The sequence below is a fragment of the Treponema bryantii genome (assembly GCF_900113965.1).
Taxonomy (GTDB): domain Bacteria; phylum Spirochaetota; class Spirochaetia; order Treponematales; family Treponemataceae; genus Treponema_D; species Treponema_D bryantii_A.
The window spans coordinates 167,576-180,490 of sequence record NZ_FORI01000007.1; the positions used below are offsets into that span (position 1 = coordinate 167,576).

Genomic DNA, 12,915 nt, shown 5'->3' on the forward strand with positions numbered 1-12,915 from the left:
TATATCATTTGGTGATATTCACATTCTCTCGGCTACAAAACTTGCGTAACCTTTATTCCGAAGTTTTCACCAACCACAACAATCTCTCCCAGACCAATAGTCTTTCCAGCCTTTTCAATTTTAATTGGTTTGCAATTATATTCCCACAGCTCTAGAATGCATCCTTCTTCGAACTTATAATCTTCGGGCGTTATTAGTCCGCCAAAAATTACTTTCGTGTTGTAAAAATCGGGTTCGTTTCTTTCTTCAAGCTTGTCTGGATTTGTTGTAATGCGAACCCCATTGTTGTCATCAATAACAACAGCATCACCATCACCAACATATTTACCATCTTTGTAAACCTGCAGCGGATTACCTGCGAGGTTATTCAACTGGTAAACATATTTTTCTTTAAGCACTTCTCCCTCTTCAAGATGGAAGCATCCGACTTCCACTATTGTGTTTGGTTTTGGTCGAGAAAGAGGAACATAATTTGCAACACCATAAGTTGAGAAGAAATTTGTTTTTCTAAGGGCTTCCAAAAATTCTGCATTTAAATAGAGATACATAAAAGCTTCTGTCTTTCTAATTTTTACTTCAAACATAATAAATACACCCATTTCACCAGGCTGACAGACGCCCATTGCAAACACAGGATTACTTTCATATTTTGCAGCTGTAATTTCCGGAAGAGGAGCTCCAGCTTTTGTTGAGTAGGTTTCATAAAGAATCTTTTCAAAAGGTTTATATATGTAGTTGAAAAAAACTTTCTGCTCGAATCCGTTTGGATTACGATTCTTTTTTATCGAATTATTAAAGAAGCCTTCGTAAAAAAGAGCTGGATCAAGAGAAAGCATCCCAGCCCCTTCACCCCATCTAAATGTACAGAAAGGAAGTGGCGTTGGAAGTGACCGAACTTGTTCTTCAAAGGTAAGCTGGTCCACAGACGCAATTTGAACCATTGCATTAATGTCATATTCACAAGCAAGAAAGCTTTTAATTTCTTTTGCATAAATTTCAGAAACATTCGAAATATCCCTCAGTTCTTGCTTTGAAAATTTATCCGGACGTTCAAAATCACAGATTTTGATTTTACGACTCTTTCGAATAGAAGATAAATCCTCGGCCCCAGCTGCAATTGCTTTTAGAAGTTCATCAATTTCTGTTTGAGAGAGTACTTCTGAACGTTTTCTTGCTTCCTCAATTTTCTTGTCTAATTCTTCCCTTGTCATAAACTTCCTCCTTACTTACCCACAAAACCCCATTCTGCGCTCTTCTGCATTTTCGAGGCGTTCTGTTTTACAAAGCTCTACAATTTCTTCGTAGCCTGGCTGGGTACCTTTGATAATTTCGTTCATTTCACACTTGCGAACAATATTGTCAATTTCACCACCAGAGAAATCAAACTCTTTTGCAAGCTTTGTGATATCTTCTGCGCCAAGATTATTCATTTTTGTTCGCCAGATGTTTTCACGGGCCTGCAGGCTTGGTCTTTCATACTTCACCTTAAAGAGGAATCGGCGTTCAAAAGCCTTATCCATATTCTCACAAAGGTTTGTTGTGGCAATCATAATGCCTTCCAGTTTTTCCATTTCTTCCAGCAAAATGTTTTGAATTGCATTTTCTGTCTGGGCACAACTCCCAGAATCTATATCCTTACGTTTTGAAATAAGAGCATCAGCCTCATTGAAAAGTAGAATTGGAGTATTTTCATTGTGGCTTTTACACTTCTTACAAAGTAATTTATAGTCGGTAAAAATCTTTTTGATTTTCTTTTCGCTTTCTCCAAACCACATTGATTTTGATTCTGCAATATCAACATGAAAAATCTTATGATTTGTCTGCTTTGCAAGCTGATAAACGGTTTCTGTTTTACCAGTACCAGGTGCACCATAAAGAAGAACAGCAACACCTTTTGGAAGACCTTTCTTTGCAAGGCGTTCCTGCATTGCTTCAAGTTTCTTCTGTTCCAGACTTTCACGGAGCATATCTATCTGCTTCTGGACAGTATCCGAATAAAAGAGTTCTTTTACTTTTATCTTTTCATTTTCAATGATATTTCTGCCAGTTACAGAGCGAATATAAATATCTGCATTCTCGCCATATAAAAGTTCAAGTATCTTATCTGTAATTGTAACTCGACTGTTTTCGATGTTTTCGCTTTTCTCAACTTCGATAAGGCCTTTTTCTACAAGTACATGCTTATCATCCAGTAAAGAACGAAGCTCTGAAAAATAAACTGGTGTATGACCATAAATATCATTCAGCGTAGCAGGAAGGTCAGATTTTTCACCTGAGAGATAATCCTTTGTTATATCATATACAATGAACCGATGTTCATCTTTAGTAATGATATTTTGAAGGGTTTTGAAAAAGGTTAATGTCTTATATTTCTTCTCAGTTCTTCTTAGGTTGTATAATTTTGTATACTTTCCTTCGCTGTCATTCTCGTATTCATAGCTGAAATCGCGAAGAGCATCTATTGTTTTATCAGTTTCTGTCTTTTCAAGGTCCTTCTTTATATACAGTTTAGCCTCATTTCCAAAGATTTTTTTAATTCCATTTGTACTAAGCTTAAAGTTTATTTTCATTACAGCTCTTCGTCTGCGATATTCATCTGTTTCCTCGTAGAAACGTTCAAGGAGATTCTTCTTAATAAGGATATCTGAATCATCATAAAGAGCACCTCTTCTGGCATACTTCTTCTGAGGACTTATAAGCCTTAAGAAAACAGGAAATTTTCCGGATTCTCGTCCCTCCTCTTCGAACAAGTTGGTATCAAGAATTGTACAAAGACTCAAATAATAAAGGATTGAGCGTGTATCTAAATCATCCGGGAATAGATTATTAATAGTCTTAACAACCTCAAAATCCGCATTTTTTCTTTCTGCTGTAGCAAGCTGTCTCGTGTACTCATTATAGTTCATTACATGTTCCAGATAATTTGACTGGATAAATGTAAGTTCATGGAGTATAGACTCTGTTGTCTTTTCTTCATCTTCTACAAAAATAATAGGCTCGTTATCAATAACATTATTCATAACGGTTCCGGAAATTTGGTAGCCATTGTTTTCCGGATGAGGACTAACATTTCTTTGCTCCCTCATATGAATGAGATTCTTCTTTTCAAGTTCATCAATCTTTTTACGATATTCAAGAATATATAGGAAAGAATAATCCAGAAATTCTGCTATATCATGCATACTTACAGTAGACTGGCGCTGATTCTGCAAAACAAAAATAATAGTAAAAAAGATTGCAGACATTTCATCTGCTTCAATGTAATCAGCAATTCGGGTAAGTTCCCCTTCTATTTCTTTTAATACAGAGTCTTCAAGTTTAGAACCTTCCAACTTTTCTGATGCAGTAATAATTGCAGACAAAATTGTATTTGTTTCTTTCATAATCATAGACAGTAACTCCTTATTTTATTTCCGAGGATATTATTTAATATAGTGTGCAGGCCTATCATTTAGTGATAGAAAAAGAAAAATTAGTAATGATGTTTATGATATTCCATTCTTCTTTCATCTATATACTTATTCCATTCGTGGAAAAGATATTCAAAAGAACCATGACCTTTCATAACCGTAGCACAGGCTTCCAGCAAAGGAATTTTGGGATTGTTGTCTTTGCAGGCAGCAACTTCAACTTTCTCACACAAGGTCGGGAAGAAGGCAAGATGTTCATAAGTAAAAGTCTCATCCTCAAGATAATCAGCCGGAATACCAACATCAGAAATATCCCCACCCCTCTTTTCGCGAACCTTAAGAGATTCAAAGAAAACGTCGTCATTCTGGAGATTACATACAACACCCATCTGGCCATCATCAATACGGCGGATTATATCTCCATTACGGAATGGATGCGGAATTAAAACCAGAAGATTATCAAAGCCGTCATGATGGCTTGAGCAATACTCACGCCCCATAAAAGAGGAATCGAGATAATGAAGCTGAAATTTATCAGGATTATCCTTCTCCGGAACAAACTTTCCATAAACATAATTATCTCTGTCATTGAGTTTGTATTTTCTTAATCTGAAAGAGAGAATATCTTCTTTGAGATCCTTAAAATCCTGAAGTTCTTTTTCCATTGCTCCATATATCTTATTAATAGAAGAAAAAACTCCGCAATTGTAAAGCCTTCCTCCCAGCCCTGTTTCCTCGTACTCAAGTTCATAAACATATCCAGGAAAATCATTTAGAAGATAATCTTTCATATTATTTTCCATGGCAATATAAGCTTCTATTTCATCAGCTACTTCTGCATTTGAATAATGATTCTTATATACCCCGCTGATAGTTTTTAATTTAGAATCTGGTTCCGCCCTTAGCTCCGGCACTAATTCCGCAAGTAAAGTATGCTTCTGAGAATAACGTAAAAGAGTATTCTGACAAATTAAAACAGCGAATTCATAGGGCGCGAATTTTCGTCCAATTGTCTCACAGTAATCGCGGACCTCTTTTGAAGGCACCGCAAACTCTATTAATCTTTTATATTTTTCTTCTTTCATGTTAGCCTCTCATATCCGGGAGCTTTGGAGACTCCTCTTTATCACCAATGATTGAATCCACTATTTCTTTTACAACTGAAGCCCGCTTTTCTTTTGGAAGAGTAGAAAGGAAATACTGAAAAGCTGGATTGTTCTGCATTTCTAATTTCAGCTTTGCCAAAGCCTGTTCTTTGGGGAGGCCTTCATCAACATAGCCAAAACCGCAGATTCCATTTGGCATAATTGCACTTCCGTAAACTGTTTTCATAACTAATACCCTCCTTTCTTATCTTCTTGGTGCACAATGGATTGAAAAAGCATTACGCCTTACAATATGCTTTTCTTGACACCATTCAGAATAGGCTTCAAAAGCTTCACCATCTAATTCATTGTTACAAGGACCAAAGGCTTGCCGAATTGTGAAATCCGGAGTCACCTCTATACAAATTTTATATTTTCCATTATGCATTGCATAAACAATAGTCGCTCGCCGCTCCCGAACCGCTTCTGCATAGCCCCAGCCAACACAGTTTCTCATTTCGCTTCCAATTATTTTGAGTGTCAGAGAATTTTTAGCAACATAAAAGCAATAGCGTTCTTCGTCTGGAACAGGAACTCGTTCTTTTTTTGAATTCGTTTTAAAAGCTTCCCCTGCCTTGTATTCCAGATTGAGAAACTGCTGTTCAAGATTGAATTGCTCATTATGCTCTGCTGCTCTTTGTATTTCTGCAGCATCTGCTCCCGTTCTACGCTCGATTGCAATATCCTCACCAAATGCATTATTTCGTCTCATAAGGAAATCATGAGTATAACGATTAAAACCTTCACTAAGAATCTGGTGTTTTTCACGTTCTGTAAGATGTGGAGAACATCCTGTATACAGATGAATTCCATCAGTTACATAGAAATCTGGAATAGTTTTATCAACAAGATAATTGATTGTTCTATCCAGTGAATTCCAAACTGTCTTTTGGTTCGAAAGAGCAAGCATATCTTGAGTAAATTGCATTAACGCTCTTCGAACAGGATAGTAAATATAACCTTCAGAAATTGTAATCATATAGAACTTAAAAAAAGCATACCATTTGGATGTCGTACTCTTCATCAAAAGATTTACATCTGTAATTCCCAGGTCCTTCGCCGCAGCATAACCTATGATTCCCTGCGGATATTTTTGATATAGCTTACGTATACTTTTAGTTGGCCGAATGCCAAGACTCGCAAACATTTCATTTTCTGCATCGGGGGTATCACCAGAAGACATAGAAGTAAAATCAGAATCTTTAGGATTCAAGCCCCAGTGACGGGCAATTGTAAAAAAGTTCACATTGAAAGGACAAAGCATATAACCAAGCAACACAGAAAAACCATTTAGAGAAGAGGTTACTGAGGGCTTTATACCAAACTTTTTTTTGTAATCATCACCAATTTCATCTATGAGTTGTTTTGTTATTTCCTGGCAGAGAGATTCTGAGATATCTTCCTGAAAATAAACTTCTTTGCCATTTCTATAGAGAACTTTCTTGTTCAAATCAAGATCATAAATATTATCCAGCAATCTCCGGTAATTTGTTGCCACCATCTGTGACTGCACTTTAATAGTATAATTCCTATCTCTACGGGAGATATCGTAACCATAGCAAAAGATACTATCATCTCTTGTAAAAGGTCCTGCATAGAGTTTCCCACATCCAGTTTTAAGAACATTTTGTGAAATAGCAAGAATATTCTCCCAACGATGGCAAGAGCGGCACCAAACCTTTTTCCGCTTTGTATCAATAATAGTCGGGAAAGCAGAAAGCGGTTCTGAGACGATCGGAATGTAATTATTTTTCTTAATGTTATATGACCAGTATCTTTCCATATCAATTTAATATATGGTGAATGAATATCATTTAATGATATTCAAAATAGTTTTTTATTTATTCCCTTACCCTCCGTACATTCTCAAAGCAATCGGTTTTTGATAATCTGTGTTCTGCGATATACGAAGGGTTTCATCGCACAGTCTTAGAAGAACTGTGTATGCAATTTTTATGGGGATTCTTTTTGATATGGGATTAGCATAGATTTCGCGGATTTCTTCGGCGGTTAAAGGAGGTTCAACTTCCTTTACTTCTGGAAAGAAAATCTCACCTAAAGGTTCTATGCCTTTTTCTTCCCTCAGCCGCTTCAAACGCAAATCACGATTTAAGACGGCATAGCGTTCCATGAGAAGAGGATCTATCTGCCCTCCACCACTACCGACAGCACCAACCGCACCAACACACATGGGTGTACCTCCTGCAGAAAAATATAAGAACAAGAACTATCATATGATGATATTTCTGTAAGAAGATTTTAGTAGTAGATTTCCCGCTTAAGCGTTATGGTCTGTACCTCATGTGGAGACTGTTTTACGATGATTAGCCTTGGCTGCTCAACCTGTTTTTTTTCAGCAGGTCTTTCAACTTTCTGTGAAGGTCTTTGTGCAGGCTTTCCGTCCGGTTCCAATAAAGCCATCATTTGTGCATGAGTAAGTGGCCGAGGGGGCTTCCGATTTTTCGCCTCCTTCTTATCATCAAAATATGCCCAGATAGAAAAGATCACAGATGGAAGAACAAAGAATATAACAAATACACTAATCAGAAACTTAAGCATAGACACCTCCATAAATCGTATCTGAAATTAATAATATATGATGGCTATATCATTTAATGATATTTAGAAAGAGTAAAATGAAATTATACCGGCAAAGAACGCTGGAAATATCGCAGCAGAATTTGAAGCTACGATTGAAAAAAGTAAAAATATCAATAATGATGGAGAAAGGAAATGAAAGAACCAGAAGCCAAAATTACAAATACAAATCAGAGACACATTCTAATCTGTGGTGGACGCACACAGTTGAATTATGATAATTTCGAGAAATGCGTTTTAGAAGTGCTCTCAGAAAACAACCTTAACGATGTTGAAATCGTAAGTGGATGCTGCAAGGGCGTAGATTTACTCGGAGAAGAATTTGCACATAAGCACGATCATCCGGTTGTACAGTTCCCTGCAGAATGGAAGAAGTATGGCCGTGGAGCCGGCATCGTCAGAAATAAACAAATGCTTGAATACATAGCCAGTTTTGAAAACTCATTTGTAATAGCTTTCTGGAACGGAACAAGTAAGGGAACTGGCTACACAGTTAATCAGGCAAAGAAAATGGGAATCCAGGTTTATATTTATCACTATGATGAAAACGGAAGAATTACAGGGAGAATGTAATATGGGCGGACACTTTGGAACAACAGGCATGTGGTATAAGGACGGCGTGTTTTATGAACTGGAAGATACACACGTTAATTTCTTTTTGAATCATTATGAAATACTCGGCTTTAATATAGAAGAAAAAGAACAATTATGCCGAGAAAACGGACTCGCACCTGATGCAAGACAATGCGCAGAAGATAATCCTGCACGCGCTGTTCTTGTAACCGAAGCCCTGAAGCGTGGAGCTATCAGAATCCGCTTTTATCGCGGCAGTACTACTGTTCAGTGTTATGATAAGAATGATGCTCATTGCTACGAACAGCTTCAGAATTGCATAATCGATGGTTCTAATAAATGCTTTGGCCCATCCCTCACTGTAAAAGATGTAAATGGCTGGGGAGAAAATCTCAACAGCATGGGCTGGGACAAGCAAATCAGCGAGTTTACAGCAGGCTCAAAGCATCAGCAGAATTATCAGTATAAAAATATTGTTGTTTAATCCCTGCCTGCAAGACGGTGAGTGTAAAAAAGACGGAGAAAGTTACCAGTACGTTCCTGCTCATAATTATCATTGGCATAAAAACAGTTATGCTCAAAACGGGGATGAACAAGCGTAAAATTATATGGAGCGCTTAATATACTGCCATTTTCTAACCAGATAATATAACCTTTACAAAAAGACTCAAGAACTATTCCGTTATACTCTTTTCCTTTCAACATAAAATAAGAGATATTGGGACTTTCTTTGGAATCTGTTCTTGTATATTTAATAATAGAATTGTAGATTTTGGAATCCTTCCCTCTTACAGAAATTGAAATAGGAATATCATTATAAAACCAGGTTTCTGTATCATTTTCTTTTTTGCTATAAACTACATCTCCATTGTCTAATGGAAGAACAATACCTGCTGAAAATTCAGATTCTATTTCATCACGCTTAAAATAGACATTTCTATCTGTGTCTTCACCTATAATTATTTCATGCCCATTATAGTTATAAATTTTACAATATCTGTAAGGAACATCAAAACATTTAATCTTTTCTCCATTGATAAAGATAAAATTACCATCTCCTAACTCATTGAGAATAAGTCTATGATGTTTATCACAATGTAAATGTCCACCAGGATTGAAAAATGGACCAATTTCTTTTCCATTACAGTTATAGTACCATCGTTTAGAATATTTTCTTTTTCTATATGTAAAATGAAAATGCTCTTCATCAAGATATTCCGAATCCAAGATTGTATAATAAGGTCCGTACCTTTTTTTATCTGTAACAAAACACTGTTTGTTTTTTAGACATAATCTTAATACATGTGTTCCTGGATTATAAAATTCTTCTGGTATAGTGGTTTTTCCATTTGCTGTAACTGAAAATGGTATATCTGCTTTTGTTTTAGATGCCACACTTATTCCATTTGTACTTGTTGTTTTACATTCATTTCCATTATCAGAATATTCTAAGATCAGATCATCCTTATATGCAGTCCATTCTCCTTTTGATGGGGAATAACCATAAGGACCTGTCACACGATCAAAAGGTCCAAATATTTTTCCATTACAATTCACAAAACTCTTAAAAATATTATTTTCTTTTTTTACATATGTGAAAACAAAACCATCGTTCTCCAAATATTTAAAATATAAAAGAAAATCTGCATCAGTTTCACAAATTGTTTTATAGGACATAAACGTCACCTCAGTAGAATCAAACGGAGGGATTCCTTCTCTCCATGAGTCTGTAGAAGGAATGTAACCACCTTGGTTGTAGAATAGCATACTAAAACATCATGTAATGATATGCAAAATTTTCAGTTCATTAATTTTAAGTCTGGTTCTTAATCCACATTTCGTAATAAGCGTTTCTTGTACCGTCTTCAAGTTCCCAGGACTGCGGCTTATGCAGCATTCTTGCACGGTAGCGCCACTGGGCAAGGCCTGTATATTTGTGATGCTCGGTAAGATAGGTCTCTACTTCACGAAGGAACTGACGAGGCTCTTTCCAGGAATACTTCTGGAAGATATTTCTTGAAGCACTATTAAGTACATTAGAGAATGAATCAGAAAATGTAAAATAATGACGTGCCATAAAGTCATCAAGCTTTTCTGTCTTATCCTCATAAATATCCAGAGAGTCTGTTTCCGATACACTGCGTGTTGTGATATTGTACTTGGTTGTTTCTTCATATTCCCAGAATTCCACATCAAGCTGATAATATCCGGTGATCTCACTCAACGTGCGTTCTCCATAAATGAAATCCCTCTTTCCAAAATGTTCTGCAAAATACTGAACATCGGCTCTTGAAGGATTTGTAATTAGAATTCCATCTGGGTTACAGGTGCTTTCATCATAATCGAAACGTGCACGAACGATTTCTTTCTTTAGTGCTTCAAATTTCTCTTTACTTGTTTTTACGATGCCCCAGGTAAGAACACCATACAAAGGCTTTTCAAGAGCAAGCTGATTTTTAAAACGGGTATCACTTCTCAGTTTTCCATAAGTTCTCTTAAAAAGTTTGTCCATATTGTAAACTTCCATGTCTTTGAAAGCTTCTTCAAGGGTATCAACATTGTTATATCGGATTTCACAACCAGCAGGCCGGCTTATTCCCATAGAAATCCTATAGCCATTCTTAACTTTATTAACAACACAATGAACATAAGGGTCTGAACGGATATAGTGAAGAGCCTCATTACCTTTGGTTCCGTTGCAACCTTTCAATTTCCATGGCCCAACCTGTTCAGGAATATTTTCCGGGTCAGGCTTTCTGACTCCATTTTCATAATTCCAGTCCTGATGATAAACTGCGTTATCTGGATTCTCAACAGGTTGAGGTACAACCTTGTTTCCTTTATTGCATCCGTAAAAATCTAATTCCATGATAATACTCCTTCAAAAATTCAAGCGAAGAATACTCTCCAGTCCTTGCCCAGTGCGTCGGCCAGGGCGCTGAGGCTGTGGAATGAAAGGTTCTGACCGGCCTTGAGGCGGTTGATAGTTGCAACAGAGAGATTTGTACGGTAACTGAGTTCTTCGGCTGTGTAACCGGATTGAGCAACGCAGCGTTTTACGTTTTTAGAAACTACATCCTGAATCTCGAATTCAATGAATTCTGAATAATTGTTACGTGTACAAGATTTCATTTTCATACCTTCCTCCTGAGTAAGGCCGCCCGGTAGGCGGCCGGTGATAAATAGCAAGCCGTTAAGAAAATTGCGAAAGCAATTTTTAGGCTTACCACCTTGATTTTTCTGAAGAGACGACGACTCTCCTAGCCTTGCCGTATGGCAACGCAAAAAATTACTGAGAGAAAAATCGACTTTTTTTTTATTTTTTCAGATTAAAAGAGCGAGGCTAAAACTTCACCCTTTTCCTTTGCCAGAGCCGCGAGCCGCTTTTTCAGCGACTCGCTCTCGTCCTCTATTTTACGATACTTTTTAACAAGTTCATTTTGTACTTCGAGAGCAGGCAGCGGAATCTGAAGCTTATTCAGATAATCAACACTTATAGCTCTGATTGCAGTACCTGATGCAAATGCATCAAAATTCTTGAAAGCCTGTTCAGTTTCCAGAAGCATCTTAAAGTAAGTCGGCAAAATCTTTGACTTATCCAGACGGATAATATAGATATTGCTGGCAGGAATGATCTTGCGTCCTTCAAGCTTTTCAACACATGCAACCTTAAGGGTTTCAGTCATTGCCATTACAAGCAGAAGATCCCCCTCTTTTAGTGCAATGTTTTCAAGTTTTTTATCAATCTCTTTTAGAGGCTTGAGGTCAGAAGCAAGACTGTTATCCTTTATATCTTTTGCAAATGCATAGTAAAGTCCTGTGTCATCATCGCTGCCAAGTTCCTCAAGTTCCGACGCTTTAATCTGAGCACCACGCATAATTTTTCCTTCAAGCAAATCGCTCAGTTTTACATAATTGTCTACTCCAGACAAAGAGATTTTTTCTTCAAGGAAATATGCTCTTGATCCTAGGTAATAATCTTTTGCCTTGATTTCCGCATAATCAAGGCGTCTTGATTTATCACTGTCCTGGCCGATAAATTTCACAATTGCTTCTGCAGCTTCAGCAGTAAGAGAGCTGGCACCGCGTCGAGTTTTTTCATGAAAGTCACTGGCATCAACCATTCGAAGCGACTTATTATTCTTAGATAAAACAAGCAGACAAGTATTAACTCCGGCAAAAGGCTGAAGTACGCCAACAGGAAGTTCAATCACAGCCTCAACAAATCCGCCTTCAATAAGTTTCTGTCTTTCCTCTTTACGAGAGCGACTCTCATCAAACAAGAAACTTTGACCAAGTAAAACAACCGCACGACCATTATCAGCAAGAAGCTCACAAATCTTATCAATAAAAGGAAGAGTTGTATCAGCATTCAGATCCGGAAAAGCATAAATCTTATTATATTTCTTAGCAGCAGAAAGCTTTAGAACATCACCAAGCGTAATCACAATTTCCAACCCGGCCAGATATGTAAGAAGGCTGGCATAAAGTCTGGTCTTAGCATTGATTTCAATTCCTTCAAGCTTTTTATATGAATAATGATTTGCAACATAAATCGGAAAAGCCGCAAAACCAGTTCCAAGATCAAGAACAGAATCATCAGCTTTAATATCAAGAATACCTGCATTCAAGATGTTCAAAGTATCAGGCTGATTCTGAACAGCTCCGTGAGCAAATCCTAGTCTCTCATTTCGTTCCGCAATCTTATCTGTAATATAATTTTTGATGTCATCTGCAGATACCTTTTCAAAACTCGAAAGAGAAAGACTACCCCACTTGGCCCCCTCACCGGCAATAAACTCCTTAACAGCGGCAGGAAGGTCGTCCCCCGCAAGTGCTTCGGCAACAGAAACAGAAGGACTCATAGAATGCTTCTTCGCAACAAAAGCCGCAAAAGCAATTACAAGGTCAGCTCCATTTCCTGCCTCAGAAATAGAAAAGTTGATATCCTGCATTGCGCGTTCTACATAAAAGTGCTTAGCATATGACATAAAAGTCCTCCAAGGGGGGTTGAATCAAAATTGTATTTATTGGCTTATTCAAGCAACCTTGATTATAATATACTACATAAATATCGGTTTGTAAAGTAAAATCTTGAATAATCTTATTCAAACATTTATTTTTTTTTGAAGTCAGATAGAAACATCTTCATTAGCAGATGTAATGAAGACATCTTGTTGAAGAATGTG

13 protein-coding genes are annotated in these 12,915 nt (G+C 37.1%); 2 read left to right on the forward strand and 11 right to left on the reverse strand.

Annotated elements, in window-relative coordinates; translation table 11 throughout:
* Positions 1-32: 32 nt before the first annotated feature.
* The 7 genes from BM161_RS10280 to BM161_RS10310 form a co-directional block, all read right to left on the reverse strand.
* Positions 33-1,211 (reverse strand): hypothetical protein, encoded by a 1,179-nt coding sequence (locus BM161_RS10280; RefSeq protein WP_074932435.1) that lies wholly within the window; start codon positions 1,209-1,211, stop codon positions 33-35.
* A gap of 15 nt (positions 1,212-1,226) precedes the next feature.
* Positions 1,227-3,389: an AAA family ATPase gene (locus tag BM161_RS10285; RefSeq protein WP_074932436.1), complete on the reverse strand. Its 2,163-nt coding sequence runs from the start codon at positions 3,387-3,389 to the stop codon at positions 1,227-1,229.
* Between the two features lie 83 nt (positions 3,390-3,472).
* On the reverse strand, positions 3,473-4,495 hold the full coding sequence (locus BM161_RS10290; RefSeq protein ID WP_074932438.1) for a hypothetical protein: 1,023 nt from the start codon (positions 4,493-4,495) through the stop codon (positions 3,473-3,475).
* Position 4,496: 1 nt separating this feature from the next.
* Entirely contained in the window at positions 4,497-4,742 is a 246-nt protein-coding gene (locus tag BM161_RS10295; RefSeq protein ID WP_074932440.1) for a hypothetical protein, read from the reverse strand.
* Between the two features lie 18 nt (positions 4,743-4,760).
* A complete protein-coding gene (locus BM161_RS10300; RefSeq protein ID WP_083425771.1) occupies positions 4,761-6,338 on the reverse strand; it encodes a PcfJ domain-containing protein in 1,578 nt (525 codons plus the stop codon).
* 66 nt (positions 6,339-6,404) lie between these two features.
* Positions 6,405-6,746 carry a hypothetical protein gene (locus BM161_RS10305; RefSeq protein WP_074932443.1) on the reverse strand — a complete coding sequence of 114 codons (342 nt, stop codon included), beginning with the start codon at positions 6,744-6,746 and terminating at the stop codon, positions 6,405-6,407.
* Between the two features lie 68 nt (positions 6,747-6,814).
* Positions 6,815-7,114, reverse strand: a complete 300-nt coding sequence (locus BM161_RS10310; protein WP_074932444.1) for a hypothetical protein — start codon at positions 7,112-7,114, stop codon at positions 6,815-6,817.
* 174 nt (positions 7,115-7,288) lie between these two features.
* Between BM161_RS10310 and BM161_RS10315 the strand changes: the two genes are divergently transcribed.
* Positions 7,289-7,726 carry an SLOG family protein gene (locus BM161_RS10315; RefSeq protein WP_074932446.1) on the forward strand — a complete coding sequence of 146 codons (438 nt, stop codon included), beginning with the start codon at positions 7,289-7,291 and terminating at the stop codon, positions 7,724-7,726.
* Positions 7,692-8,210, forward strand: a complete 519-nt coding sequence (locus BM161_RS10320) for a hypothetical protein (RefSeq protein WP_143090543.1) — start codon at positions 7,692-7,694, stop codon at positions 8,208-8,210. Before BM161_RS10315 ends, BM161_RS10320 begins: the two co-directional genes overlap by 35 nt.
* On the opposite strand, the gene BM161_RS10325 is transcribed toward BM161_RS10320, so the two are convergent.
* The 4 genes from BM161_RS10325 to BM161_RS10340 all read right to left on the reverse strand — a co-directional run bounded on the left by BM161_RS10325 (position 8,207) and on the right by BM161_RS10340 (position 12,717).
* Positions 8,207-9,403, reverse strand: coding sequence for a hypothetical protein (locus BM161_RS10325; RefSeq protein WP_074932449.1), 1,197 nt, complete (start codon positions 9,401-9,403; stop codon positions 8,207-8,209). The two genes, BM161_RS10320 and BM161_RS10325, sit on opposite strands and share 4 nt — an antisense overlap.
* A gap of 136 nt (positions 9,404-9,539) precedes the next feature.
* Positions 9,540-10,595, reverse strand: coding sequence for a hypothetical protein (locus tag BM161_RS10330; protein ID WP_074932450.1), 1,056 nt, complete (start codon positions 10,593-10,595; stop codon positions 9,540-9,542).
* Positions 10,596-10,615: 20 nt separating this feature from the next.
* Entirely contained in the window at positions 10,616-10,864 is a 249-nt protein-coding gene (locus tag BM161_RS10335) for a helix-turn-helix domain-containing protein (RefSeq protein ID WP_074932452.1), read from the reverse strand.
* Positions 10,865-11,055: 191 nt separating this feature from the next.
* Complete coding sequence (locus BM161_RS10340; protein WP_074932453.1) at positions 11,056-12,717, reverse strand: N-6 DNA methylase; 1,662 nt, start codon at positions 12,715-12,717, stop codon at positions 11,056-11,058.
* Between the last annotated feature and the right edge of the window lie 198 nt (positions 12,718-12,915).

Excerpts from the sequence above, each read along its gene's own strand:
- BM161_RS10280 (WP_074932435.1), bottom strand. The coding sequence starts at position 1,211 with ATGACAAGGGAAGAATTAGACAAGAAAATTGAGGAAGCAAGAAAACGT.
- BM161_RS10285 (WP_074932436.1), bottom strand. The coding sequence starts at position 3,389 with ATGATTATGAAAGAAACAAATACAATTTTGTCTGCAATTATTACTGCA.
- BM161_RS10290 (WP_074932438.1), bottom strand. The coding sequence starts at position 4,495 with ATGAAAGAAGAAAAATATAAAAGATTAATAGAGTTTGCGGTGCCTTCA.
- BM161_RS10295 (WP_074932440.1), bottom strand. The coding sequence starts at position 4,742 with ATGAAAACAGTTTACGGAAGTGCAATTATGCCAAATGGAATCTGCGGT.
- BM161_RS10300 (WP_083425771.1), bottom strand. The coding sequence starts at position 6,338 with ATGGAAAGATACTGGTCATATAACATTAAGAAAAATAATTACATTCCG.
- BM161_RS10305 (WP_074932443.1), bottom strand. The coding sequence starts at position 6,746 with ATGTGTGTTGGTGCGGTTGGTGCTGTCGGTAGTGGTGGAGGGCAGATA.
- BM161_RS10310 (WP_074932444.1), bottom strand. The coding sequence starts at position 7,114 with ATGCTTAAGTTTCTGATTAGTGTATTTGTTATATTCTTTGTTCTTCCA.
- BM161_RS10315 (WP_074932446.1), top strand. The coding sequence starts at position 7,289 with ATGAAAGAACCAGAAGCCAAAATTACAAATACAAATCAGAGACACATT.
- BM161_RS10320 (WP_143090543.1), top strand. The coding sequence starts at position 7,692 with ATGATGAAAACGGAAGAATTACAGGGAGAATGTAATATGGGCGGACAC.
- BM161_RS10325 (WP_074932449.1), bottom strand. The coding sequence starts at position 9,403 with ATGTCCTATAAAACAATTTGTGAAACTGATGCAGATTTTCTTTTATAT.
- BM161_RS10330 (WP_074932450.1), bottom strand. The coding sequence starts at position 10,595 with ATGGAATTAGATTTTTACGGATGCAATAAAGGAAACAAGGTTGTACCT.
- BM161_RS10335 (WP_074932452.1), bottom strand. The coding sequence starts at position 10,864 with ATGAAAATGAAATCTTGTACACGTAACAATTATTCAGAATTCATTGAA.
- BM161_RS10340 (WP_074932453.1), bottom strand. The coding sequence starts at position 12,717 with ATGTCATATGCTAAGCACTTTTATGTAGAACGCGCAATGCAGGATATC.